Genomic DNA, 25,107 nt, shown 5'->3' with positions numbered 1-25,107 from the left:
TCCTCATCCCTGCCTCGGCCGGCGCTGATCCAACGGTGCCAGCGTGAGGCCCGGCGTCGGCTGATCGGCGTACCAGTACGCTGTGGAGGACAGGTCGTCGCTGCGCTTGTTGGCATGCCCGTGTTCGATGGTGACCTTGATCGAGGTGGTGAAGGAGATCGGGTCCTCGACATGGAAGCGGTAGGTGGAGATCTGGCCACTCCAGTTCTCCCCGCCCGGCAGCGTGAGCCCGTGGTAGGGCGCGGCATAGGACTGCGAGGGACACCAGGCGGTGTTGAAGTAGTCCTCGGTGCCAGTGCCGTGCAGCCGCGGGGGCCACGGCTCCCCGTCGATGAAGATCATGTCGTCGCCTTCGCCGTACCAGTTCCAGTCGCTGGTATCGCGCAGGTTCGTGATGTTCAGGACGCATCCGATGTAATGCCCGCGCCCGGTGGTGTCCAGGATCGTGTAGTTGCCGTGCCCATCCCGGTTCTCTCCGCCGAACAGGAATTCCGCGTTGGACTGTCCGCCCTGTTCGACGCCGTCGGTGGGGCACTGCCGGTTCCACGAGGCGTGGAACCTGCCGAACCCCTCCTCGAGTTCATCGAAGGCGTCGTAGTCGATGTAGTAGTAGAACCACATGTCCTCCGCTTCGCATTCACTGGTCAACTCGAACCGGGCGCCATCAGCGAAGGGCATGTGGAAGAAGGAGTTGAACGCTTTACCGTCCTGTGGGCTCATCTGCAGGGGCAGCGAGGCGAAATTGACCGTCCGGGCATGCCCGACGCCGAAGAAGTCACCCAGCGGGACCAGCACACTCGGGTACTGGGCGCCGTCCCAGTAGATCTTCAGCACCAACTTGCGCAGGTAATCGTTGTCCACCGAGTCCGGGGTTGGCGCCTCCCGGGGTGCGACGGTCATCCAGATGTGGTTCACCGAACCCGCCCCGGGTATATCGGCAAGCGTGACGGTCTGCCCCGGTCGGACCGTGACGCGATCCTCATTGCCGCCGGTGGGGTCCCAACTGGATTCGCGCATGCGCCGGTGTGCGCGCAGCCGCGGTAGGTCTCGCAAACTGCTTCCGTAACTGCCGTAGCGGCCGCCGCTGGTCGCCATCGTTCTCATTCGCTCCTTTGGGAAATCGATTACCCATCTCATCGCACCTTGAACCTCGCGGTCAAGGGTCGGCCTTGAAACTCCGATCGCGACTGGCGACGAATCGCTCCGTCTCGGTGGCGGTCGGTGCTGCGGGGGCCCCTCCCGGGCGAGTCACGGCCAGCGCCGCTGCTGCGTTGGCGTACCGCACCGCGGTCAGCAAGGCGTCACCCAGGGCGAGCCGCGCACCAAGGTTTCCGCAGAAGGCATCGCCGGCACCGATCGTGTCGGCGACCTGCACCTCGTGGGCCGGAACCCGCAAGAGCCGGCCTTCCTTGCCGACCACGAGGAGGCCGGCGGCCCCGCAGGTCACCACCACGGCGCAGCCACTGCTGAGCTGCAGCATCTCAGCGGCGCGGTCCAATGCGCCTTCGCCGGGCACCATCTGGCGCAGTTCCACCTCATTGGGCACCAGGACGTCCACCAGTTCCACCAGTTCCGGTGGCAGCGGCGCATAGGGTGCCGGATTGAGGATCACGGTGGTACCCGCTGCCCGCGCGATCCGGGCCGCATGGACGACCGGGGCGATCGGGACCTCCAGTTGCAGCACCAGGACCGCCGCCGCGGCAATCTTCTCCCGCGCCGCCTCGATGTCCTGCGCACTCAGCGCATGGTTGGCTCGCGGGACGATGATGATGGCGTTCCGCCCATGCGCGTCCACGACCGGTAGCCCCACACCCGTGCCGTGCTCGCCGTCGGCGGCCAGATTCCCGTCGTCGATTCCTTCGGTCTGCAGGAACTCGCGGAACTCGGCGGCGAACGGATCGAGGCCCACCCGCCCGATGACCCCGGTGGTGGCCCCGGCACGGGCCGCCGCGATCGCCTGGTTGAAGCCCTTCCCGCCGACGTAGGTAGCAAATCCGGTTCCCATCAGGGTCTCCCCGATCTCGGGCATCCGCGGCGCCGTTGCCACCATGTCGTACATGAACGAGGCGACCACGCACACCTGCACCGACCCGCTCACCGTCGGCCCCCGGCGTCAGCCGTCCTTCGGGTGGAGTGACCGAGGGCGCCGCCGGGGTGGCGCTCGCCGAAGGCTCCGGCGTCGAATCCTGAGCGGGTCATCAGCGCTGCGGCCAGCGCATCGCCGACGGCGAGAGTCACCAGCGCTGAGGAGGTCGGTGCCAGCCCGAGCGGATCCGACTCGCGCGGCACCGAGATGTCCAGCCATACCTGCGCTGACTCGGCAAGCGGTGAGGCGGGTTCTGCAGTCATCGCGATGACGGGAACGTCCCAGGAGGCCAGCATCCTCGCCACCTGGCACACCTCAGCGGTGGTCCCGGAGTTGGAGATCAGGATCCCGATGTCACCGGCAGCCACCGATCCGGAATCCCCGTGCAAGGCGTCCGAGGCGTGCATGAAGTGCGCAGGGGTTCCGGTGCTGGCCAGTGTGGCAGCGATTTTGGCACCGATGAGACCGGACTTGCCCAATCCGGAGACGACGACTTTCCCGGGTCGGGAGCGGATCAGGTCCAGCGCCGCGCCGAGCGCGGGCAGTACCGTGTCGATGCTGCGCCGCAAGGCTTCGACTTCAACCTGCAGGCTCTCCCGCGCGGCCACGAGCTCGGCTCGCAGCCCCGTCATCGCCGCGGCCTTCCCGGCCGGGTGACCAGGCAGCCGATTCGGCATCGCACGGACATCGGGCTCCTCTTCCGTCAGCGCTGACCTCTGGGTAATCGATTACTGGTAATCGATTACCCGATGCTAGGGCACAGCGTCAGCCGTGGTCAAGCCTCACCTCAGAGAATCTCCAGGGCGTCGGCTACCGGCGACGGCGGGCGTCGGGTGCTGGGGCGATCCAGGTAGAAGAATGCCACCGACGCGATGTCGTCGCGGAGCGGCAAATAGCGTCCGCCACTGCGCCATCCCAGCGCCTGGATGTCCACGGCGAGTTCGGAGTGGAACGTAATCGGGTCGGGCACGTGCCAGCGGTACATGCCGAAGCGTTGCTGGGACCGGTACAGCCCATCGGGGCGGATCACCTGCGGCATCCCCAGGTAGGGAGTGGAAAACGTCGTGTATCCCTGCCCCGGGACATCGAAGTTCCAGGCACCACCGACGTAATCCTCCGTACCGGTGCCGCAGATGGTCGGGTGCCCGCCGGCCTGGTCACCGTCCAGATAGAACTTGATCTCACCCTCTCCCCACCACCCGGAGGAGTTCACTCCCCAGGCCAGATACGTCCCGGCGTAATGCCCGCGGCCCTGCACGCCCTCCAGGAGTACGTGGGGGGATGCCTCCGGCAGCGGATTCGAGCGACGCCACTGGGCATGCAGTCGCGCAGATCCCGGTTGCTCCCCGATCTCATACGTGACCTGGAAATACACGATCGCTTCGTCATCGGAGAGGTTCTCCAGGGTCAGCCGGGCCCCGTCGGCGAAGGGCATCGGCCAGTAGGAATTGAACCCACCGTGTGGATTCACCGCGATCATGGCCGAGTTCACCTGGGCGAACTGCCCCCAGCCCTGACCGAAGAAGTCGCCGACGGGAACCTCGACGGCCGGTTCCTGGGCACCGTCCCAGTACGCGCGCAGCAGGAGCCGTCGCCAGTTACTGGTGTGGGTGGTCAGCCAGATGTGGGTGATCCGACCCGGACCGGCGATCTGGGCCAGGTCGTAGGTGCTGTGTGGGGCGATCGCCACACTGGGTGAGACCTTCCAGCCGACTCCCAGGTCACGGGCTGCCGCTGCGCCCGTGCCGTCCGTCGCGCGAGCGCCCCCACCCCGTTCGCCAGTGGGGTTCTCGGGGCTGATCGATCTGGTCTCGGTCTCACGCAGGGCTGCGATATCTCGGTGCATCCTTCTCATTTCCTCGCCATTGTCGGTGGGCATCGTGACGGCGGCCCGGCCCGGAGCCCGCCGCGCTTGGTTGCTTCAGGAAGCCGGAACCGGCCCGGTGGTCCCGCGGACCTTCATCTCCGGTGCCATCAGGACGTGCACGGCCTCGGTCTGATCGTCGGCGGCCCGGGCAAGCAATCGCTCCGCCGCCAATCGGCCCAGAGCCTCGACCGGTTGGGCGATCAGGGTGAGGTTGGGGTTGACCATGGTGGTCCACCGTTCATCGTCGACGCCCAACAACGAGATGTCGTCGGGCATGCGGAGGCCGCTGCGCTGGATCGCGCGGTAAGCACCGGTGCTCAGCGGGCCGTTGCTGGCGAAGATGGCCGTCGGACGGTCCGCCCGGTCCAGCATGGCTCGCACCGCCGTCTCGGCTTCATCGGCTTTGAGGTCGGTGCGCACCAGGTGCCGGCCCTGCATCGGCAGCCCCGCGGCCTCCAGGACCTCACGGATCCCGAGCAGCCGGTCCTCGGTGGTACTCACCCCTGAGGGACCTGCCATGGTGAAGACCTCCCGGTGGCCCAGGTCCAGTAGATGGCGGCCCGCCAGTCGCCCGGCCTCGACATTGTCCATCAGGATGGTGTCCCCGGTGAAACCCTGCACCCGGCGGTCGACCACCACAGTGGGGATGTGCGCATCGAGCAGTGGCGTCAGATCCGAGTGCTGCTCCGACGTCACAGACACCACCACGCCGGCCATTCGTTGCGCGATGGCCGCCTCCAGATAGGCCCTCTCGCGGTCGAGCTGTTCGTCTGTGTTGCACAACATCACCGAGTAGCCCGCGGAGACGGCGACGTGTTCGACGGCCGTCACCAGCGAGGTGAAGAACGGGTTCTGCACATCTGAGACGACTGCCGCCCAGATGTCGGCGCGCTGGCGGCGCAGTGCCCGGCCGTTGGAGTTGGGTACGTACCGAGTTGCTGCTGCGGCGGCGCGTACCCGCTCGGCCAGCTCTGGATCCACCGACGGGGCACCGTTGAGCACTCGAGAGACCGTTGCCGTGGAGACCCCGGCCTCCCGGGCAACGTCGGTAATCCGCACAGTACGTCGCCTCACGTCTCGATGCTCCCATAGTCGTCGCCCGTCGACGCCTCCTCACGCAGGTACACCTCGATCTCACTGACTGACGTGTAACCACCCCAGCCACCACTGGGCCCGCACAGCCGCACGCCGGTGGTCACCTGGGGGCCGAAATCGAAGGTGTACCGGCGCGCACCGGTAGCGGTGGAGTCCGGTGGATAGGGCGGGCTGATCCGGGCCGGAACGTGTTCCCACTGCCCGCTCCGGCGCACCTGCACTACTGGCGGCTGCGCGAACCAGCCCGCTCCGGCGTCCCGGGGTCCGGTGCTCAGCACTACCTGATTGCACCGGATCGGCGCCGGCCAGGTGTAGCCCCACCAGTCCTGCTCCTGGCGCAATCCGTTCCAGGAGTCCTCGGCACGCGCGCTGGTGCCGTCGTTGAGGACCTCGAGCCGTCCGTTTCGGGACGCGCTGGCGATCGGATGCACTCCGGGTATGCGGGCGAGGTTCGTCCGGCTCGGATGCTTCTGGGCGGCGCCTTGCCGCTCAGGATCAAGGCGCAGAGGACGCAGCGAGAATTGATAGGAATTCCCGGGGTAGCTGCCGGCCCGGTAGAACCAGTTGGATTGCACCCAGGCATCCCGACCATCGGAGGAGATGAATTTGCTCGGGATCGTGGTGGCATAGCCGCCGTGGTGGGCCAGGTCGACCTTGGGACCCAGCCAACCACTGAGCGGACCGAAGTCCCGGCGGAGGAAGTGCCGCCACGGCCCCCAAGGGGCAGGCGCTTCGTAGAACTCGAAGGTGTATTCGGTCCAGGAGGAATACAGATACCGCCGCAGTCCGGCGTTATAGACCACTCCGCCCTGGGCGATCATCGTCCCGTCGGGGCGCGGCGACACACCGGGTAGGGACGGCCACCGACTTGTGCGCCGACGGTCGGTGAGCACCGCAATCCGGTCCTGCAGGTGCACGCTCCACATCGGCCTGCCATCAGCCCGGTGGCCGGCAAAGAACTCCCAGGCGTCGCGGTCCTGCACCGCCCGGGCGGGTACCCGGGCCAGGAAGAGGTCGACCGGGTCGGGCACGGCGCCGGAGTAGGACGTGCGCCAGTTGTGGTCCAGACCGTAGGCATAGACCATCGGCTGGCAGTCGCCGAGAACTGAGACCCCGGAGTTGCTCTGCCCGAAATCCAAGAACATCACCGTGGTGAACTCGCCGGTGAACATCACTCCTGAACCCTGGTCCCATGTGCGGCCGTAGTCCTCGGAGCACACGATGCCCGCAGCCGGAGCAGTGTTGAAGGTGTCCGGGGATTCGCCGCAGCGCAAGTCCTGCACCGCCAGGTACAACTCATCACGCCCGTCGCCGTTACCGTCCACTGCCACCATGCCGGTGGGCTTGGAATTGAACGTGGCCGGGTCAGTCCATACCGGACTCACCTCGCGCCCGGCAGCGAGCCGGGCACCCTCCAATCCAGTGCGGGGGTGCCCTTCGATGCGGTTGACCACGATGTCGGCGAAGTCGTCCTGAGCGAACCCGGTACCGTCCCCACAGGCGGTGTACAACGCACCATCGTCAGCCCATGCGCTCGGCCACAGATCTCCGTCGCTAGACGTGCTCAGGGTCGCAGCCGCCCCCACGTGCGCGACCGCGAAGAAGTCCGACGACGCAGCACCCTCGACATCATCATCCGCTGCCATGGCACCGATAGTAATCGATTACCCATTGGCCTGCGAACATCTCTCCGGTGTTTGCGGCGCCCCGCCCCGCCACCTGGGACTCCCGGGCCCCGCCGGGCGCTACCGTGACCGGGTGAGCACCGATACCGCCCCGCGACGCCCCCGCTACGACGACGACCTGCGGCTGGCGCACGTGATCGCTGACCAGGTCGACGCCCAGACGATGGCCCGGTTCAAGGCCCTCGACCTGCACGTGGAGACCAAACCGGACACCACGCCGGTCACCGATGCCGACCGCAGCGCCGAGGAGATCGTGCGCGGCCAGCTCAGCCGCACCCGGCCCCGAGACGCGGTCCTGGGCGAGGAGTTCGGCGCCACCGGGCACGGTTCGCGTCAGTGGGTGATCGACCCGATCGACGGCACCAAGAACTTCATCCGGGGCGTGCCGGTCTGGGCCACCCTGATCGCACTGGTCGACGACGGCGAACCGGTGCTCGGGCTGGTCTCGGCGCCGGCACTGCAACGTCGATGGTGGGCCGCGCTCGGGTCCGGTGCCTGGACTGGCCGCGCCCTCTCGGCGGCCAGCCGCATGGAGGTCTCCGGGGTCCGCGATCTGGCCGATGCCTCCCTGTCCTACTCCAGTCTGGACGGATGGGACGAGATCGGGCTGCTTGATGCGTTCCTGGACCTGACCGAGGCGTTGTGGCGCACCCGCGCCTACGGAGACTTCTGGTCCTACATGATGGTCGCCGAGGGCGCGGTCGACATCGCGTGCGAACCCGAGTTGGCGCTGCATGACATGGCGGCTCTGGTGCCGATCGTGACCGAGGCGGGCGGCCGATTCACCTCGCTGGCCGGGGCCGACGGTCCCTTCGGTGGGAACGCGCTGGCCACGAACACCCACCTGCACGACGCGGTGATGGGCTACCTGGCCCGGCCCGCACAGTAGGTCACCCGGGCGTCACGACACGGCTCGTCAGGTCAGCAGATCGGCGCGCTCGCTCACGTCGTACCAGAGCAGGTCCAGTTCGGCGACGGCCTCCTCGGCTCCGGCCTGCCCGGCTATGGCCCCGCGCAACTGGGCGGCGCCGGCGAGGTCTGTTCGGTCGTCGATGTGGAAGGAGACCACGGCGCGCCAAGGTACGGCCGGGGCGAACACCGCCGAGGGCTCCGGATCGCCTTGCGGTACCTCGACATCGTCGATATCGGCCGCGACCACCACCCGCACCGGCGGCTCATGACCGCGGTCCCGCAGCATGGCCAGGCTGTCGGCTGCGGCCGCCACCAGGGCCTGGAACTCCCCTGCCTCGGCGTCGTCACTGTCACCGCCTGCGGTGCCGAGCGCGGCGGCGAGGGCAGGGGTGAGGGCATGGCCGCGGCGCGGGGGCAGGCCCTCGGTGCCGGCCAGGTCGGCCAGCGTGGCTGGGAGATAGACGCGCATGGTCACAGTGTGTCCTATCCGGGCCGGCGCAGCCGTCCGCTCAGCCGTCCGCGCAGCCGTCCGCGCAGCCCGGCCCGCACCGGGGCGGTGCCGCTGATCCGGTGTGCCAGGGCCTGAGCCGCGAGACGGGCCGAGGACTTCGGCGCGGCCTCCGCCCAGGTCGAGGCGGTCAACAGGGCCCGATCGGCCGCGTTCCGGTCGTCGGGGATCAGCACCGGGTCGCTGATCCCGGCGAAGCGGGCCAGCGCCTCGCGCACCGAGTCCTGCGGACGCGGGCCGGCGGCACCTGCGCGCACCCGGTTGACCACCACGGTGCGGCGCGGCAGTTCCTCCAGGTCCAGCACGGTATGCACCAGCCGCTCGATCCCGATGGGTTCGGCCGCGCCGACCACGAGCACCTCATCGGCCTCATCCAAGACCGCGGCGGCCACAGCGTTGCGTCCGGCGGTGAGCATCGGCTCGTAGTCGCCGTCGTCATCGGGCACCCGCACCGGGCCGTCGATGATCACCCATGAGTAGACCGTGCGCGCAACCTGGACGACGCTGCGCAGGCTCGCCGCGCCGATCTCACGCCAACGGGACGCCCGGGGCAGCCCGGTGAGCAGATGCAGCCCGCCGTCGACCTCGCAGGCGATGCGGGCCAACGCAGTGGCGTCCAGGGTGCCCTGGTCAGCCGCCCTGACCGCAGCGGCAAGCCCGGCCGATTCGCTGAGCACGCCGAGCATCTGGGCCAGCGCGGAGCCCCAGATGTCGGCGTCGATGCACAGCACGCCCTGCCCGGTCCCGCTGATCTCGTGGGCCAGGTTCACCGCGATCGTGGACCGGCCCGGGGATCCCGGAGGACCGCAAACGGTGACCACGGTGCCGAGCCGGCCCGTACCCTTCGTCTGCGCCGGATCGGGCACCGGCGGCTCGACGGGGGCCGACACGGGCACCACTCCGCGCCCAGCCACGTCACGGATCGCGGAGACCAGGTCCGCATCGGGATCAGCGGGCACGGCACCCATCTGGCGCACCCGAGCGTGCTCGGTCGGGCCGGCCACCACCACGGTGGGGACCCCGGCAGCGGCGAGCCGGTCGATCGCCATCCGGTCGATGCCGGACTCTGCGTCGGTGACCGCCACCACGCCGACACCGGCGATGGCGGCGGCGAGGAGTTCGGCGACATCGGCGCAGCGCCGGGTCACCGTCATGTCCGAGGCCGCGGCGACGTCCCGGACCAGGCGTTCCTCGACGCCGCCCGGCAGTGCCACCAGCACGCCCAGGCTCATCGGCTACGCACCCGGACCCGGCACCAGGATCACCTCGGCGCCGGAGGACAGCGCCTCGAGCACGTCGGCCAGGTCGGCCTCCGCGATCAGGACCTGGACGTGCACCTGGTTTGCGCCGGCGAACAAGGCGGTGTCCTCGAGCACCTCAGCGACCTGAACGTCCGGCAGAAGCTGAACCGGGGGGAGCACTGCGCCGATGCTCCCTTGTGGGTCCGGCCGGGCCACCCACACGTCCACACGGCTGCCGCGTGCCAACGACGTCGCCGCCGAGGCGTCGGTGGGGATGGTCACCGGTCGTAGGTCCAACTGGACGGCACTGCCGATCGCCGCCGCCGGCACCAGTTCCCCGGCACCGACGGTGCGCAGCACCACCGCATCGGCCGGCACGTCTTCCTCGGGGGTCAGGTAGGTCTGCATCAGCCCGGACATCTGGACCTGGACCACCTCCAGATCATCCATGGTGATGGGTTCACCAGGTACCAGGACCTCCCTGGCGGTGTAGGCGGGCACGGTCGCCCCGGCCTGCGTGACCACCCAGGAGCCCAGTGCGACCGAGGCCGCAACCAGAAGCACTCCGATGCCCAGCCGCGGATCGCGCCAACTCGGCCGGCGCATCCGCAGTCCCCCTGGTGTCTCGTCCACCGTCGCCCTCCCCTGCGCGTTCCAGCCCTGCGTGGATCAGTGCCCTTACGCCCGTCCTATGGTGCCAAGAACACTCCCCTCGTGTAGGAGTTATGCACAGGGGCTTTGTTCATGCCGGGCGATTTGTCCCACCGGGATGCCAGAATGGGCTCATGCAGCAGCGATTCCTGTCCCTTGCCGACGTGGCCGAGATCCTCTCGATCTCGATGTCACAGGTGCGGGCGCTGGTACGCAGCGGGGAACTCAAGGGGATCCAGATCGGCGGCAAGGGCACCTGGCGGATCGAGGACGCACAGTTGCAGGACTACATCGACCGCATGTACGCCCGGACCCAGGAGCGGCTGCGCGAGGAAGGCCGGGTGGACTGACTCCGCGGTCGAGAATCCGAGCGTCAGAATCTCCACCGGCCATGGGTGGCCGAGGCCACTCAGGTGCCGGACTCCACGCTGACCAGTCCGGACCAGGCGATCGTGACCACGCCGCGCGCATCGACCAGGTCGCAATGGTCGCCGCCCACCCGCGCCAACCGGCCACGGTAGGTGCCGGCGATGGTGTGCACCACCACGGCCAGGTGCTCCTGCGCGAGCGCACGCAGGACGTGACCGAGCCCCAGCCCGCGCTCTACCCGGGTGGGTTCGGGTGCGCTGGGTCCCAGTGGCCTGGCCAGTACCACCGCGGAGCGCGGGATGAGGCTGCGGCGAGCCTCTCGGGCAAGAACGAGCCAGTCCTGAGCCGCGTCGCTCACGACCCCGTCGCGGTCCGAACCGTCCCGTAGCCGCACCTGCAACTGTTCCCCGCGCCGGGCCCGCCACCGGTCCGGGAGCATCGTGGTCGCGATCTCTGCCTCGGCGAGTTCGGCCACCTGCATGGGCACATGCTCGTCCGCGGCCGCTTCGAACTGCGCCTGCAGGTCAGCGAACAGATCATCCCAGCGCATCTGTTCACCGTAGCGATCCGTCCGGCCCTGCACCGGCCGACCTCTGGACAATCACAGCCGACCCGTGTACACATAACACCACTTACCATCATGAACTGACACGAACTGATACGTATAGGGGATTATGATGACGAAGTGGACGACAACGGTGTCGCACACCGGGGGCCGGTTGCTGGGGGCGAGCGTCCTGGCTGCCACCGGCTCCGGGGCGCTCTGGCTCGGCACCGCCCATCTGCTGGACCTGCTCCGGGGACTCGGCCAGGGAACCGGCCGAGGAATCGACGCGGCCACCGCCGCGGTACTCGTGGGCCTGGGCCTGGTGCTGCTGGCCTGGTACGTACTCAGCGGCACGATCACCGCGCTGTGCCTGGCCATGCGGCTGACCGGCTTGGTCTGGTCCGGCGGGGAACGGCTGGTGCGCCGGGCCGGCGCCCCGGCGGTGCGCCGGCTGCTGGGGGGTGGTGCCGGGGCCGTCCTGGTTGCCGGTGCCCTCCTGGGCCCGGCCCACGCGGTCGATGGAGACGATGTCGCCTCGAACCCGGTGCACCTGACGTGGACACCGACCCAGGACCCCGGCCCGGTCGAGGGCGAGGACGACGACGAGTCCTCCACGCCGGACGATGGGTACGGCACGCACGGCGGGGCAGAGCCGGACCAGCAGGAGCCACCAGAGCAGGACGACCGGACCGAGCAGGACGTCGCATCCGGGGTCGACGATCCGCCCGGCCCGGTCTACGTCGTCCAGCCCGGCGACACCCTGTGGTCAGTGGCCGCGCACTCGCTCGGCGAGCAGGCCGAACCGGCCGAGGTCGCCGACTGGTGGCCACGGTGGTACCGCACAAACCTCGACGTCATCGGTGACGACCCGGATCTGATCCATCCGGGCCAGGAGCTCACCCACCCCGAGGGGCGTGCGTCATGACCGCGGTCGGCACCCGGCGGTCCCGCAGCCCTGAACCGGTCACCGCCCTACCGCCCCGGCGAGCCCGGGAACTCCGGGTTCGCCCCGATCCGGTCCGGGCACAGTGGGACCGGGTCCGCTTCACCGGCCCGCAGCGGGAGTCCACCGGGGACGCCCCGGCCGGCGCGGATGCCGGGTCCGGGCACACCGACCTACCGGACCCCGCGAGCTGGGCGGCCACCCTGGCCCGTGCCGCGGTGGAGGTCCTGCAGGGACAGCGCCCGCCGGCGCAACTCATCCGCTGGATGGACGCCGACCTCTGGGCTGCCCTGAACCGGCGGGCCCTGCTCGGAGTGCAGGTAGCCGGTCGTCCGGACCGGCCCGCCCAGGTGCGCCCGCGGCGCGTGCACGGCTGCGCCGTCAGCGCCACGACATGGGAGTTCTCGGTCGTGCTGCATGACGGGCGCCGCATGCGTGCGGTGGCGCTGCGCCTGGAAGTGCTCCGGGGGCGCTGGTGCGCCACCGCGCTGAGCATCGGCTGAGTAGGCCGATGCTCAGCGCGGCTCCTCCACCGGTGCGGAGTCGCCCTCCAACAACTCCTGCTGGTGGGTCCTACCGTCGGTGGTCACCACGGTCACCTCACCGACGATGGACTCATCCCCCGGCGCCCAGGCCGCCCACCACCCGTCCTGCACGGACGCGTGCACCCGGTCGCCCGATTCGGTCACCAGGATCACCTGCTCCACGTCGTGCGCGCTTCGCCCGAACACCGAGGTGAGCGCTCCCGGGAGCTCCTCGCCCTCCCGGCTCCACGTGGCGGTGCCGGCGTGCAGCACCTGCACCCCCTGGGCCGGTGCGATCGTCACCGAGTCCCAGGCGTCGGCGGAGAACCCGGCGTCGCTGGACACCGCACTACTCTCCTCGCCCCGGGTCACGAAGCACTCGGCGAACCGGCCCTGGTCATCAGCGCTGATCACGTAGGTGTACTCCCCGCGAACATCGATCAGCACCGGTTCCAGACCCACCTGCCGAACCTCCGGATCGTCCGGATCCCCCACGATCTCGTGAGCGACCATCGGACACTTTTCCCGGGCCACCCGGGCATCGCCGGCCGAGAAGGGCTCGGGCTGGGCGCTCCAGGTGGCATAGACCGGCGGGGTGGAGAAGATCCACACCAACGCACCCACGGCCAGCGCCAGCACCACCAGCACGCTGGCTGCCACCATCGGTCCGGTCCGGCGCTGTGGCACGAAGTCCCCGGCCTGCGGCCGCCGCGGGGAGTTCAGAATGTGGTGCAGCGCCTCATCCTGCGCCGTGGCGCCCTGGTCCGGGAGGTCCCGGGCCGGATCCAGCGCGCCCAACCGCGCAAGCACCCCGTGCGGTCCGGTGCGAGGCATCACCGATCACCCCCGGTGCGGTGGTCGCTCCCGTACCGGGGGCGGCCACCGCACCTCACGCCCTCCCCCTGCTTCCCCCGGTTGGTGCACCCGGGCCCCGTCCCAATCAACCTCGGGTGCACCCTCCCCTCCATCGCGTGGCTCATCGCGAGTCCCCCTCTCCCCTTGCCTTGACCGAGCGCGCGGCCGGCTCGTCCTCACCCAGCGAACCCGTGTGCGGCCCCGCCCCCTCTCCGGTACCACGGTCGAGCAGGTGCGCCAGCCTGCGCCGGGCCCGCAGTAGCCGGACCGCGAACGTCGAGGGCAGGCACTGCATCACCGTGGCCGCCTCGGTACTGGACAATCCTTCCCAGGCAACCAGCGCGATCACCTCGCGCTCGGCTTCGGTCAACTGCGACCACGCCTGGGCAAGATGCAGCCGTTCCACCGCCTCCACCTCCGCCGAGGGCATCTGCCCCGCCGGCTCGGCGGCCACTTTCGCCAGCAAGGCCTCCTTGCGACCCTCGCTGCGCAGCCTGGTCCCGATCACATTGCGTGCCACCGCGTAGATCCATGGGAGCGCGGTGGCCGGGACCTGATCGATCCGGCGCCAGGTGACGGCGAACGTCTCGGCGACGACGTCCTCGACCTCGGTCACCTCGACTCGTCGCCGGGCGAACCGGCGCACAGCATCGGCATGCTCCACCCACAGGGCGGTGAGCCGTTGCCGGTCGGCGTCGGCGTCGGCGTCGGCGTCGTGCAACGAGTACCTCCTCCATACCCTGTCTATTGCCGGCACCGGTGCAGTTGTTACATCCGACACTGGTGCAGGTGCCGCATCACGTGCGTATTCTCCTGGGGAACCGGCCTCCACGGGGGTGGCCGGGACGCCACTGGAGGACTTATGTCGGCACGTCGACCCTTGCTTCGATCAACCTGCACTCTGGCCGCACTCGCCCTGGCATGGACCGGAATGGCTGCCCTGGGCGGCGCTGCCGGCGCCACCCAGCATGCCGGCCCCGGCCAGGACGACGACGAGACCCCGGCCACCCATGCGTCGGTCGCGCAGTGGCAGGCCTGGGCCGAGCATGATCTGGACCAGGCCCGCCGGTACGACTGGGCCGCGGACTCCGCAGCACGCGGCTGCACCTTGCTCGAGATCGAGTTCACCACCGAGGTAGACCCCGGCTACAACGCTGCCATGGGCGCACCCGCGGAGCTGTCCACCGTCCGGGTGGACCGCGTGGAGGAGTGCGAGGAGCCCACCGCGGAGATGGAGGATTCGACCTCCACGCAGGCGCGCACCGCGTCGGTGCCGCGCGGAACGCGGTGCAACTACGGCACCCGCGGGCCCGGCACGATCTGCTTGAGTTCATCGGGCAGTTGGATCACGGCCTCCTGGCAGAACCGGGGTTCGGCCGCGACGACCGGATTCCTGCGCATCTACCGGATCCCCACCAACGCGAGCCACTGCCCCACCGGCACCACCTGGCACACCGGCGCCCAGACCACCTGGAGCAGCGGACAGACCCGGTCCATCTCCAAGGCGCAGACCCAGAATGGTGCCTACTCCGCCCACATCTGGCGGCAGAACGTCGTCGGCCACTCCAACTGGGGTGGCACCTGCGCGAGGTTCTGAGGCGGCGACTCGGGCCGGCTCGGTGACTCAGCCGGTCCGAGTTCAGCGAGCCGGTCCGAGCTCAGCGACGCTTGCGGGCAGCCTTGGCCGCCCGTCGGCGCTGCTCCCGGTTGCCACCGGAAGCCGGGGCGGCCTGCTGGTTGCCTCGCTGGCCACCGCCGGTGGTCACGGTGGTGGCGCCGTCGCCGTCCGCGCTCGGCGCGCTGTAACGCAACCCGGTCGGGCGCTGCGGCACACCCAGACCGAGCGGGTCCGCACGCTCACCGTCCCGCCGCCGCTGGTCGTCCCGCTGGGACGCGCCTGCCCGCTTGCCCGACTTCGACTGATCCTTCCGCGGCTCCACACCGGCCGGCGCGATGGCGCCGTCGGCCTCGCCCTCCTGCGCCACGATGCTCACGCCGTCGACCTGCTGCTCCTCGGGTGCCTTGACCTCGACGTGGAAGAGATAGCCGACCGCTTCCTCCTTGATCGCCTCGTTCATCGCGGCGAACAGGTCGAAGCCCTCGCGCTGGTACTCGATCAACGGGTCGCGCTGGGCCATCGCGCGAAGCCCGATGCCCTCCTTGAGGTAGTCCATCTCGTACAGGTGCTCGCGCCACTTGCGGTCCAGCACCGATAGCACCACGGAGCGCTCGACGTCGCGCATCACCTGCTCACCCAGTTCCTCCTCGCGCTGGGCGTAGGCGACCTTGGCGTCCGAGACCAGTTCTGTGATGAGCTGGTCGGTGGTCAGCCTGGCACGATTTCCGGCTTCCTCCTCCAGGTCCTCCACCGTGATCGAGACCGGGTAGACCGTCTTCAGGTCCGTCCAGAGCTGGTCGGTGTCCCACTCCTCCGGAACGCCCGAGGCCGTGGCCGCGGTGACGATGCCGGTGATGACGTCGGTGATGAAGGTCTGCACCTGGTCGGCCAGATCCTCCCCCTCCAGCACCCGACGACGTTCCTCGTAGACCACCGTGCGCTGCCGGTTCAGCACGTCGTCATACTTCAGGACATTCTTGCGGATCTCGAAGTTGCGGCTCTCCACCTGCCCCTGGGCGCTGGCGATGCCGCGGGTAACCATCTTCGACTCCAACGGCATGTCGTCGGGGTAGGAGGAGGCGTTCATGAACCGCTCGGCCAACCCCGCGTTGAACAGTCGCATCAGGTCATCGCCCATGGACAGGTAGAACCGGGACTCGCCCTTGTCGCCCTGACGTCCGGAACGCCCGCGCAACTGGTTGTCGATCCGGCGCGCCTCGTGCCGTTCGGTGCCGATCACGTACAGTCCGCCGAGTTCGGCGACCTCATCGTGCTCCGCCGCCACCGACTCCTGGGCCTGCTCCAGCACGCCCGGCCAGGCCTGCTCGTACTCCTCGGGGTTCTCGGTGGGGTCCAGGCCACGCCTGGTCATCTCCGAGATCGCGATGTGCTCGGCGTTCCCGCCGAGCATGATGTCGGTACCACGACCGGCCATGTTGGTGGCCACCGTGACCGCGCCCTTGCGCCCGGCCATCGCCACGATCGCACCCTCACGGGCGTGCTGCTTGGCGTTGAGCACCTCATGGGGCACCCGACGCTTCTTCAGCATCTTCGACAGCAGTTCGGACTTCTCCACGCTGGTGGTCCCCACCAGGACGGGCTGCCCCTTGGCATGCCGCTCCACGATGTCCTCGACGACGGCGTTGAACTTGGCGTCCTCGTTCTTGTACACCAGGTCGGACTGGTCGATCCGGGCCAGTGGCCGGTTCGGGGGGATCTCCACCACGCCGACGTTGTAGGTGTTCTGGAACTCCGCGGCCTCGGTCATCGCGGTACCGGTCATTCCGGAGAGTTTGTCGTAGAGACGGAAGTAGTTCTGCAGCGTGATCGTGGCCAAGGTCTGGTTCTCGGCCTTGATCGCCACGTCCTCCTTGGCCTCGATCGCCTGGTGCATGCCCTCGTTGTAGCGGCGCCCGGCCAGGATCCGGCCGGTGTGCTGGTCCACGATCAGCACCTCACCGTTGAGGACCACGTAGTCCTTGTCCCGGGTGAACAGTTCCTTGGCCTTGATCGCGTTGTTCAGGAAGCCGATCAGCGGGGTGTTCAGGGACTCGTACAGGTTCTCGATGCCCAGGTAGTCCTCGACCTTGGAGATCCCGGACTCCAGCACCCCGACGTTCTTCTTCTTCTCATCGACCTCATAGTCGCCGTCCCGCTCCATCCGGCGCACCAGCCGGGCGAACTCGGAATACCACTTGTTCGCCTCCCCGGCAGCCGGGCCGGAGATGATCAGCGGAGTGCGCGCCTCGTCGATGAGGATCGAGTCCACCTCGTCCACGATGGCCATGTTGTGGCCGCGCTGGACGAGTTCATCCTTCGACCAGGCCATGTTGTCGCGCAGGTAGTCGAAGCCCAGTTCGTTGTTCGTGCCGTAGGTGATGTCAGCGGCGTACATCTTCCGGCGCTCGTCCGGCTTCTGCCCGGCCACGATCAGCCCGGTCTCCATGCCCAGGAAGCGGTACACCCGCCCCATCAACTCGCCCTGGTAGCGGGCCAGGTAGTCGTTCACGGTGACCACATGCACGCCCTTGCCGGACAGGGCGTTCAGGTAGGCCGGGAAGGTGGCCACCAGCGTCTTGCCCTCACCGGTCTTCATCTCGGCGATGTTGCCCAGGTGCAGCGCCGCGCCACCCATGATCTGCACGTCGTAGGCGCGCTGACCCAGGGTTCGTACCGCGGCCTCGCGGACGACGGCGAAGGCCTCGGGCAGCAGTGCGTCCAGACTCTCTCCGCCGGCGACCTGCTCGGTGAACCGGTCGGTCTCTTCGCGCAGTTCGGCGTCGGTGAGGTCGCTGACCGACTCCTCCAGCGCGTTGACCTGGTCGGCCAGGGCACGCAGAGTCTTGAGGATCTTCCCCTCGCCCATCCGCAGGATCTTGTCGAGGATCGAAGGCACGCAGGTCTCCAGAGTGTGTGGCGGAGCAGCCGGTGGTTCCCGGCGGTGTCCATGGTATGCGAGTTGGCTCCCGGACCGAACCGAACGATCCTGCGGTCCTGCCGGCGCGGGCCCTACAACTGCTCGATCAGTGCGCTGGTGAGGTCCCCACCGGCGCCCTGGGCCACGGTGATCGTGCCCAGGCCCGACCAGGTGGCCACCTGGCCCAGTTCCGCAGCCAGCGGTGCCGCGATCGCGGCACGTGCGCCCGGTGTCGCGGCGCCGTCCTCGGCGAAGGCGTGGTTCACCACCAGCGCGCCGGCAGCCCGGTCGGCCTTCAGGTCCACGCGCGCCACCAGATCCTCACCCCACAGGAAGGGCAGCACGTAATAACCGTGGGTGCGCTGATGGGCGGGGGTGTAGATCCCGATCCGGTAGTGCATGCCGAACAGTGCCCGCAGCCGGCGCCGCTCGAACACCAGCGGGTCGAACGGAGCCAGCAGCGCCCGCCCATGAACCGACCGGGGCACCGGAGCCTGCGCGTAGCGGTAGAGCGGGGCGTCCCATCCGTGCACCTGCACGCGCTCGAGCGTCCCGGCGGCAAGCAGGTGCTCGATCGCCGCCCTGGTCTGGCCAACCGGCATCCGGAAGTAGTCGGCCAGGCACCGTGGCGAGCCGATCCCATGGGCACGGGCGGCGATTTTGACCAACTCGATCATCGCCTCGGCCCGGTCCGGCGCGTCCTCGGGCCGCAGGTGCGCAGGGAGCACCCGCTCGGGCAGGTCGTAGACACGTTCGAACTGTCTGTTGCGGTGGGCGCACGCCAGCAACCCGGCGGCGAAGGCGGCCTCGAGCACCTGCTTGGCCACCGTCCAGTTCCACCCCCAGTGCTCCTTCGGCCCGCGTTCGTGTCCCAGTTCGGCGTGGATCTGAGCGGCGGTAGCCGGGCCGTGCTCGGTGATCAGCCCCATGATCTGCCCCAACAACCCGGGGTGCTCGAGCCGCAAGGACGCCAGCCGGGCGCTCACGCGCGGTCCCGTCATCCGCCAGCGCAGCAACTGGTAGGTCGAGGGCGGCACCAGTGCCGCCTCGTGCGCGAAACACTCCACCAGCCGCCGGGGGCGGGAGGCACTCCCCGTGGTGGCACGGTCCAGCAGTGCCGGATCGTAGGGACCCAGCCGGGCCAGCACCGGCAGCAGATGCGCGCGAGCCAGGACGTTCACCGAGTCGATCTGCAGCAACCCCACCCGGTTGATCATCGACTGCAGGTGGCGCATCGTCACCGCCCCGGCGGGTCTGGCCTGCGCCGGTGCGCCGGCCAGACCCTGTGCGGTGAGGGCGATTCGGCGGGCCTGCGCCGGCGTGAGCCGGCGCGAGGGCAGTGCGGATCGGCTCATCGCCACCTCATCGGCTGGCTACGCTCTCCAGCGGCTGGGCGGAGTAGTTCAACCGGATCACGCCGTAGGTCCACCCGTGGCGGTGGTAGACCACGCAGGGCTGGTCCGTCTCGGAATCGATGAACAGGTAGAACGGGTGGCCCACGAGTTCCATCTCGGCCAGCGCCTGGTCCACCGTCATCGGCTTACTCTCGTGCATCTTCTGGCGGATGATCACCGGGGAGTCCCCGAGCTGATCCTCCACCGCGACGCCGGGCTCGGTGGGTGCGGTCGGACCGTTGGACTCGGGCGCGGGTTCCTCCACCACGTCGGTGACCAGATCGGGGGCGACGACGTCCTGCCACGGGGGCGCGGCAGGACGGCCCTTGTGGTTCTTTCGCCGGTCCCGGGCTCGCCGCAGTCGCTCCATCAGCTTTCCCGCCGCCAGGTCCAGGGCCGCGTGCCGGTCCTGTGCGCTGGCCTCGGCCCGCACCACCGGACCCTTGGCCCTCACCGTCAACTCCACCCGCTCTGCCTTGTCCGCCTGACGCGGGTTGCGCTCGTGGGTGACCTCCACATCGACGCGCTGGGCGTAGGGCGAGAGTTGGCTGACCTTGGCCAACTTCTCCTCCGCGTGCCTGCGGAAGCGCTCCTGCACCTCGGTGTGGCGAGAGACGACGACGATTTCCATGACGACCTCCGGTGTCAAGAAGAGTTCGGGAGCGGTGTTCACCGGTCCTGAGCGGGGTGTTGCGCCACTGCGGCCCGTGCGGCCCAATGGCTCGTGCGGAGTCGATCACCCCCGTCCGGATTCTCGATTCAGTTCCATGATCAGACGCTACTGCGCCCGTCCCGGTTTTGCCCAACTGAACGGGCATCGTCTGCGCCCACAGCCTATTCGGACCGGCCGAGCCGGGCCCCGGCCATAGGTCCTAGGGGTCACTGCCAGGTAGCGCTGCCCGGGCCCGGAGTGGCCGCCAGCACCACCGCACCTGCCACGTTGGCCCCGTGCTCCCGCAGCAGCGTGCGGCAGGCGGCCAGTGTGGCCCCGGTGGTGACCACGTCGTCCACCAGCACCACGGCCGTCCGCAATGACCGCGGATCGGTCCGGCGCGCCAAGCTGACCCGCCGGGAGGACCGGCGCGCCGAGGCGCCCAGACGGTGCAGTGACGCATCGGGGGTGCGCAGCACATCCTGGACGTCCACGCGGTGACCCGTGCTCCCCAGGCCCGCGCCGACGGCTCGGGCGAGATCGGCGACGACGAGTTGACGGCGAAGCCGGCGCCGCCACCCCGACGGTGCGGGCAGCACCAGCACCGGTGCGGCTGGTCCGGTGAGCAGGCGCGTCAGTTCCCCACCCAATGCCCCGCCGAGACCGTATCCGACGCCGGCGAAGAACGAGCGCAGATCGGTGCGGGAGTGCCCCTTCCAACTCAGCACCATCCGTCGCGGGCCGCCGCGGTAGGGCGCCAGCGCCCACACCGGTAGACCCGGACGGGGCGGGTGGTCCTGCGCGGCCAGGTAGACGGTGTCGGACTCGCACCGGCGCGGTCGCTGCTGCCACAGCCCGCGGCACCGCCGGCAGATCGCCATGTCCCAGGTGCCACAACCGGCACAGCCGAGCGGCAGCAGCAGGGACGTCAGGTCCGATCCGACGTCACGGCAGGTCGCCACCAGGGCGCTGAGTATCCCCATCGGGGTCAGGGTGCCCGGGAGTTCGGGTAGGTCACCAGCGTCGCTGGGATGGCTGGGGACGCCGCCGCAGCGGGCGCCTGCCTGTGCATCGGAGGACTCGACCGTGGCGCAGATGCTCAGCCGGGGAAGGTCGGTAGCGCGATACTCTCCCCGACCTTGCGCCAGCCCAGGCCACTGCGGGCGTACAGGTCACCCTCTTCGGTGCTGGCATACATCTCCCGCGCACCGCGCGCCGAGGCGATGTCGACCACCTCGGGGACCGTGGGCAACTGCTGGGTCAGGCCACCGATCGGAGTCAGGTGAACCGAGTTGGTTGTTCCGGAGACTCCCAGCACCGCCAAGTGCTGCTCGTCCACCCACACCAGGGTGCTGGCCTCGCGCAGTTGACGTACCACCTGCACGCCCTGGCTCAGCCGCAGCGGTACGCCCGCCTCATCCCGGATCACCGCGTGCACCTCCACCGAGACGCCTCCGTCGATGCGTACGATCACCGCCAAGCGCGTGCCGTCACGGCTGACCCGGGCGGCGAGCAGTTCGGCGTCGGCGAGCAGTTCGGCGCTGACCGGCCGGACCTCCTCGGTGGCACGTACCACCAGGAGTTCACCGGTGTTGGCCGCCGGGCCGGTCCAGACCCACCCGTGCCGGTCGTAACTGGGCGCCACCAGGTCGGGGAACTGGGCGAGCACCACCGGCTCGGGTGCCGCTTCGGTGGGCACCGTGACCAGGTGGTCGGTCCCGGCGAGCATCACCGGTGGCTCACCGTCGTAGCCGATCGCCAGAGCCCGCGGCTGCAACTCCGTCACCGGCAACACATCGGGGAGCGGGGTGATCGGCTCAGTGGCCATCTCGTTGAAGGAGCCCAGCACCTCCTGCTCCACGTCCAGCACCACCGGGGAACGGCCCACCGCAGGGTCGCGCGTGACGTCCAGGCCATCGACCGGGGAGTCCCACGCCACGCCGTCCACGGTGATCTCCACGCGTTGCACCTGGGGCAGGCCGAGCAACGTCTGCTCCACCTGGCTGCGGATCAACTGCCGGGCGGTGGCGTCGGCGGCGAAGGCCTCGGGGGTCAGGTCCACCTGAGCGGTGCCGGCGGAGACGGTCACCGCGGCGAAGGACAGCGCGGTGTCGGCGGGGATGGCGCTGAACACGGCGCCGTCCAACCACTCCACCGGCCCGGCCAGCAATCCACGCATGGCGGCGGTGGGGGCGTTGCGCTGGGGATACCAGCGGGTGTCGGGCACCAGCATGGTCGCATCGGGCGTGAGGAAGTACAACGGAATCTGACGGTACTGGGACCCGAAGATCACCTCCGAGAGCAGCACGCCGTCGCTGAGTTCGTCGATCCGCCACTGCTGCCGCTCGTCCTGGCGGAGGTCGAACTCCAGCGTCGCGCTGGTCTCCACCGGTGCCGGCGTGTAGACCCCGGTACCATCGACCGTCCCGGACACCGTCACCGTGACCTCCACCTGGCCCTCGCCGGTCTCGGTCACCTCGAACGGGTTCGCCCCGGAGTAGACGGTCACCTGGGCGCTCGGACTCCACACCTCGGCGGTCGGTTCGGTCAGGTACTGCCGAGCAACGGTGAAGTCGTCGGTGGTCCCGGCCGCGGCCCCGGCGAGGAACCCGCGAACGATCTGTTCCGGGGAGTCCCCGGGCTGGGGCTCCTCGGCCACCAGGGAGATCGCCTCGGGCTCCGGCGCTCCCTCGATCCCGCGGGTCACCGGACCGGACTCGGGGAAGGAGACACAGCCGGTCAGCAGCGCGGCGGCGGTCAGGACCGCCAGCACCCACCGGCCCCTCATCGGCCCATCTCCAGGTCGTGGTCGGCCAGGCGCGGCACGGTCGCGGGGCCGGCCGGGTCCTCGGGCTCGTGCCGTGGGCTGACCGGCACCTCCGGGCGCTCGGGTACGAGCGCGAGGGGGTGTTCGGTCACGGTCAAACCGGCCCGGCGCGGCACGGTGAGCCGGAAGTTGGCACCATCACCGGGAATTCCCCAGGCCTCCAGGGTGCCTCCGTGCAACCGGGCGTCCTCCTGCGAGATCGCCAGACCGAGGCCGGTGCCGCCCAGGGTGCGGGTGCGGGCCGGGTCCGCACGCCAGAACCTGTCGAACAACCGCTTCGCCTCCGGCGCGGTCATCCCGATGCCGTGATCGCGCACCGTCACCGAAACCGCGGCCTCGTTCGCCCCGACCTGTACCTCGATGGGACCACCCTCCCCGTGCTCGATCGCGTTCACGAGCAGGTTGCGCAGGATCCGCTCCACCCGCCGTGGGTCGATGTCGGCGGCGCAGTTGCCCTCCGGTGCGCTGAGTTTCAGTTCCGATCCATGCCCGTCGGCCAATGGGGCGGTCTCCTCGACCACCCGTTCGACCACCCGGTAAACGTCGACCTCCTCCACGTCCAGCACCGCCGAGCCCGCGTCGAACCGGGAGATCTCCAGCAGGTCGGCCAGGAGCGACTCGAACCGGTCCACCTGGGTGGCCAGCAACTCCGCGGACCGGGCCTGCACGGGATCGAAGGAGTCACGCTCGGCGTGCAGTACCTCGGCGGCCATCCGGATCGTGGTCAGCGGGGTGCGCAACTCGTGGGAGACGTCGGAGACGAACCGCTGCTGCATCCGGGACAACTCGGCCAACCGCTCGATCTGGTCCTGCAGGCTCTGGGCCATGTCGTTGAAGGCGCTGCCCAGCACACCCAGCTCGTCACCACCCCGCACCGGCATGCGTTCGTCGAGGCGCCCGTCCGCGAGCCGGCTGGCGGTTCGCGCGGCAACCCGCACCGGGTCCAGTACCTGGCGGGCCAGGTACCAGGCCATCGCGACCAGCAGCAGGATCAGGCTCACCGCCCCCACCACCAGCACCTGCTGGAGCACCTCCAGGGTCTGGGCCTCGGTGGCCAGGGAGTAGATGAAGTAGATCTCGTGCTCCCCCACGATGGGAAGCGTCACCGTGGAGCCCACCGCGATACCAGGGGTGGGCCCGGCTTCCACGGCCGCGGGCAGGGAGACGGACTGCCACTGCTGGAAGGACTCGGCCCGTACCGCCTCGCGCAGTTCGGGCTCGATCAGCTCTGCCAGAGCCCCGTCCGTCACGGGCAGCAGCAGATCGGTGGGACCCTCCGCCTCCGGGCCGCGCATCAGGAGCACCCCGGCATTGCCGACCGAACCCTCCTGAAGTGACCGCACGACGTCGAGCGCCACATCCTGCACGTCTTGTTCGTTGGAGGCGATCTGGGAGTCGAACCGCTCCTGGGCGGCCTCGGTACGGGCGGCCGCATCGGCCAGGATCTGGTCGCGCCGTTCCTCGAACAGCCCGTCGCGGACCTGGCCGGACAACAACGCGCCCAGCGCTCCCACGGCCACCAGCCCCACCACCACGGTGGTGGTCATCACGCGCACCCACAGCGAACTGCGCCACACCCGGATCAGCGCCCGGGCCGGACCGAGGACCCGGCTGTCCCGGACTCGCTCCCAACCGGACGCGGGTTCTGCCATGTGCGTACTCACCTCACCGTCAGGAGGACGACGGTGCTCCCGCCCGGTACCCGACGCCGCGTACGGTCACGACCACCTCGGGCCGTTCGGGGTCGTTCTCCACCTTCGCCCGCAGACGCTGCACGTGGACGTTCACCAGCCGGGTGTCGGCCTGGTGCCGGTAACCCCAGACCTGCTCCAGCAGCACCTCGCGGGAGAAGACCTGCCACGGCTTGCGGGCCAACGCCACCAGCAGGTCGAACTCCAGCGGGGTCAGGTTGATCACCTCGGTGCCGCGCAGCACCCGGTGCCCGGACACATCGATCACCAGGTCCCCGATGGGCAGTTGCTCCGAACCCTCGGAGTCCTGGCGGCGCAGCCGGGCGCGCACCCGGGCCACCAATTCCTTGGGCTTGAAGGGTTTGGAGATGTAGTCGTCCGCGCCGGCCTCCAGGCCCTGCACCACGTCAGCGGTGTCGCTCTTGGCGGTGAGCATCACGACCGGCACCCCGGACTCCTCGCGGATCCGGCGGCAGATCTCGATCCCGTCCACACCCGGCAGCATCAGGTCCAGCAGCACCAGATCGGGCTGGGTGGTGCGGAAGGCCTCGAGGGCGGCGGCGCCGTCGCCGCAGGTCTCGGTGGTGAATCCCTCGGAGTGCAGCACGATGCTGATCATCTCCGCGAGCGCGGCGTCGTCATCTACTACCAGAACGCGTGCTTCCATCCGCCTAGTGTCCCACCCCGGGGCCGAATCCGGCTGTTGGTTGTCCATGCAAAGATGT

24 protein-coding genes are annotated in these 25,107 nt (G+C 69.4%); 5 read left to right on the top strand and 19 right to left on the bottom strand.

Annotated features, from left to right (window positions below):
- Window positions 1-3: 3 nt before the first annotated feature.
- The 6 genes from ACPL7H_RS09635 to ACPL7H_RS09610 all read right to left on the bottom strand — a co-directional run bounded on the left by ACPL7H_RS09635 (window position 4) and on the right by ACPL7H_RS09610 (window position 6,694).
- Window positions 4-1,104, bottom strand: a complete 1,101-nt coding sequence (locus ACPL7H_RS09635) for a glycoside hydrolase family 172 protein (RefSeq protein ID WP_424796728.1) — start codon at window positions 1,102-1,104, stop codon at window positions 4-6.
- A gap of 52 nt (window positions 1,105-1,156) precedes the next feature.
- A complete protein-coding gene (locus ACPL7H_RS09630) occupies window positions 1,157-2,098 on the bottom strand; it encodes a ribokinase (protein ID WP_424796727.1) in 942 nt (313 codons plus the stop codon).
- Complete coding sequence (locus ACPL7H_RS09625; RefSeq protein WP_424796726.1) at window positions 2,095-2,718, bottom strand: KpsF/GutQ family sugar-phosphate isomerase; 624 nt, start codon at window positions 2,716-2,718, stop codon at window positions 2,095-2,097. Before ACPL7H_RS09625 ends, ACPL7H_RS09630 begins: the two co-directional genes overlap by 4 nt.
- Window positions 2,719-2,873: 155 nt before the next feature.
- On the bottom strand, window positions 2,874-3,932 hold the full coding sequence (locus tag ACPL7H_RS09620) for a glycoside hydrolase family 172 protein (protein ID WP_424796725.1): 1,059 nt from the start codon (window positions 3,930-3,932) through the stop codon (window positions 2,874-2,876).
- 75 nt (window positions 3,933-4,007) lie between these two features.
- Complete coding sequence (locus tag ACPL7H_RS09615; RefSeq protein WP_424796724.1) at window positions 4,008-5,027, bottom strand: LacI family DNA-binding transcriptional regulator; 1,020 nt, start codon at window positions 5,025-5,027, stop codon at window positions 4,008-4,010.
- On the bottom strand, window positions 5,024-6,694 hold the full coding sequence (locus ACPL7H_RS09610) for a hypothetical protein (protein ID WP_424796723.1): 1,671 nt from the start codon (window positions 6,692-6,694) through the stop codon (window positions 5,024-5,026). Before ACPL7H_RS09610 ends, ACPL7H_RS09615 begins: the two co-directional genes overlap by 4 nt.
- A 112-nt stretch (window positions 6,695-6,806) precedes the next feature.
- Between ACPL7H_RS09610 and hisN the strand changes: the two genes are divergently transcribed.
- On the top strand, window positions 6,807-7,622 hold the full coding sequence (hisN, locus tag ACPL7H_RS09605) for a histidinol-phosphatase (RefSeq protein WP_424796722.1): 816 nt from the start codon (window positions 6,807-6,809) through the stop codon (window positions 7,620-7,622).
- Window positions 7,623-7,649: 27 nt separating this feature from the next.
- Here hisN and ACPL7H_RS09600 read toward each other — a convergent pair whose 3' ends face one another.
- From ACPL7H_RS09600 to ACPL7H_RS09590, 3 genes are read right to left on the bottom strand one after another with little or no spacing between them, the layout of a single operon-like run.
- Window positions 7,650-8,114, bottom strand: a complete 465-nt coding sequence (locus ACPL7H_RS09600; protein ID WP_424796721.1) for a DUF6912 family protein — start codon at window positions 8,112-8,114, stop codon at window positions 7,650-7,652.
- A 14-nt stretch (window positions 8,115-8,128) separates the two neighbouring features.
- On the bottom strand, window positions 8,129-9,385 hold the full coding sequence (locus ACPL7H_RS09595; protein WP_424796720.1) for an AAA family ATPase: 1,257 nt from the start codon (window positions 9,383-9,385) through the stop codon (window positions 8,129-8,131).
- 3 nt (window positions 9,386-9,388) lie between these two features.
- A complete protein-coding gene (locus ACPL7H_RS09590; protein ID WP_424796719.1) occupies window positions 9,389-10,027 on the bottom strand; it encodes a hypothetical protein in 639 nt (212 codons plus the stop codon).
- Window positions 10,028-10,179: 152 nt separating this feature from the next.
- Here ACPL7H_RS09590 and ACPL7H_RS09585 point away from each other — a divergent pair, with 152 nt between their 5' ends.
- Entirely contained in the window at window positions 10,180-10,395 is a 216-nt protein-coding gene (locus tag ACPL7H_RS09585; protein ID WP_424788630.1) for a helix-turn-helix domain-containing protein, read from the top strand.
- A gap of 59 nt (window positions 10,396-10,454) precedes the next feature.
- Here the strand turns inward: ACPL7H_RS09585 and ACPL7H_RS09580 are convergent, their stop codons facing one another.
- Window positions 10,455-10,964 carry a hypothetical protein gene (locus ACPL7H_RS09580; protein WP_424788631.1) on the bottom strand — a complete coding sequence of 170 codons (510 nt, stop codon included), beginning with the start codon at window positions 10,962-10,964 and terminating at the stop codon, window positions 10,455-10,457.
- A gap of 127 nt (window positions 10,965-11,091) precedes the next feature.
- Here ACPL7H_RS09580 and ACPL7H_RS09575 point away from each other — a divergent pair, with 127 nt between their 5' ends.
- A complete protein-coding gene (locus ACPL7H_RS09575; RefSeq protein ID WP_424796718.1) occupies window positions 11,092-11,886 on the top strand; it encodes a LysM peptidoglycan-binding domain-containing protein in 795 nt (264 codons plus the stop codon).
- The gene (locus ACPL7H_RS09570; RefSeq protein WP_424788633.1) at window positions 11,883-12,407 is read left to right on the top strand and encodes an Rv3235 family protein; all 525 of its coding nucleotides are present in this window, start codon (window positions 11,883-11,885) and stop codon (window positions 12,405-12,407) included. Before ACPL7H_RS09575 ends, ACPL7H_RS09570 begins: the two co-directional genes overlap by 4 nt.
- A gap of 12 nt (window positions 12,408-12,419) precedes the next feature.
- Here the strand turns inward: ACPL7H_RS09570 and ACPL7H_RS09565 are convergent, their stop codons facing one another.
- Both ACPL7H_RS09565 and ACPL7H_RS09560 read right to left on the bottom strand, forming a co-directional pair.
- Entirely contained in the window at window positions 12,420-13,262 is an 843-nt protein-coding gene (locus tag ACPL7H_RS09565; protein ID WP_424796717.1) for a hypothetical protein, read from the bottom strand.
- Window positions 13,263-13,404: 142 nt separating this feature from the next.
- On the bottom strand, window positions 13,405-14,004 hold the full coding sequence (locus ACPL7H_RS09560; RefSeq protein ID WP_424796716.1) for an RNA polymerase sigma factor: 600 nt from the start codon (window positions 14,002-14,004) through the stop codon (window positions 13,405-13,407).
- Window positions 14,005-14,214: 210 nt separating this feature from the next.
- Here ACPL7H_RS09560 and ACPL7H_RS09555 point away from each other — a divergent pair, with 210 nt between their 5' ends.
- Window positions 14,215-14,880: a hypothetical protein gene (locus tag ACPL7H_RS09555; RefSeq protein ID WP_424796715.1), complete on the top strand. Its 666-nt coding sequence runs from the start codon at window positions 14,215-14,217 to the stop codon at window positions 14,878-14,880.
- Window positions 14,881-14,941: 61 nt separating this feature from the next.
- On the opposite strand, the gene secA is transcribed toward ACPL7H_RS09555, so the two are convergent.
- From secA to mtrA, 7 genes are all read right to left on the bottom strand, one after another.
- A complete protein-coding gene (secA, locus tag ACPL7H_RS09550) occupies window positions 14,942-17,797 on the bottom strand; it encodes a preprotein translocase subunit SecA (RefSeq protein WP_424796714.1) in 2,856 nt (951 codons plus the stop codon).
- Window positions 17,798-17,910: 113 nt separating this feature from the next.
- The gene (locus ACPL7H_RS09545; RefSeq protein WP_424796713.1) at window positions 17,911-19,173 is read right to left on the bottom strand and encodes a winged helix-turn-helix domain-containing protein; all 1,263 of its coding nucleotides are present in this window, start codon (window positions 19,171-19,173) and stop codon (window positions 17,911-17,913) included.
- Between the two features lie 7 nt (window positions 19,174-19,180).
- The gene (hpf, locus tag ACPL7H_RS09540) at window positions 19,181-19,843 is read right to left on the bottom strand and encodes a ribosome hibernation-promoting factor, HPF/YfiA family (protein WP_424788672.1); all 663 of its coding nucleotides are present in this window, start codon (window positions 19,841-19,843) and stop codon (window positions 19,181-19,183) included.
- 248 nt (window positions 19,844-20,091) lie between these two features.
- Window positions 20,092-20,847: a phosphoribosyltransferase family protein gene (locus ACPL7H_RS09535; protein WP_424796712.1), complete on the bottom strand. Its 756-nt coding sequence runs from the start codon at window positions 20,845-20,847 to the stop codon at window positions 20,092-20,094.
- Between the two features lie 116 nt (window positions 20,848-20,963).
- A complete protein-coding gene (locus tag ACPL7H_RS09530) occupies window positions 20,964-22,652 on the bottom strand; it encodes an LpqB family beta-propeller domain-containing protein (protein ID WP_424796711.1) in 1,689 nt (562 codons plus the stop codon).
- The gene (gene mtrB, locus ACPL7H_RS09525) at window positions 22,649-24,343 is read right to left on the bottom strand and encodes an MtrAB system histidine kinase MtrB (protein ID WP_424796710.1); all 1,695 of its coding nucleotides are present in this window, start codon (window positions 24,341-24,343) and stop codon (window positions 22,649-22,651) included. Before mtrB ends, ACPL7H_RS09530 begins: the two co-directional genes overlap by 4 nt.
- 19 nt (window positions 24,344-24,362) lie before the next feature.
- Window positions 24,363-25,049, bottom strand: coding sequence for an MtrAB system response regulator MtrA (mtrA, locus tag ACPL7H_RS09520; RefSeq protein ID WP_424788642.1), 687 nt, complete (start codon window positions 25,047-25,049; stop codon window positions 24,363-24,365).
- Window positions 25,050-25,107: the final 58 nt, after the last annotated feature.

The organism is Pseudactinotalea sp. Z1732 (assembly GCF_049724975.1).
Lineage (GTDB): Bacteria > Actinomycetota > Actinomycetes > Actinomycetales > Beutenbergiaceae > CALKWS01.
This window is presented reverse-complemented; position numbering and strand designations above follow the sequence as displayed.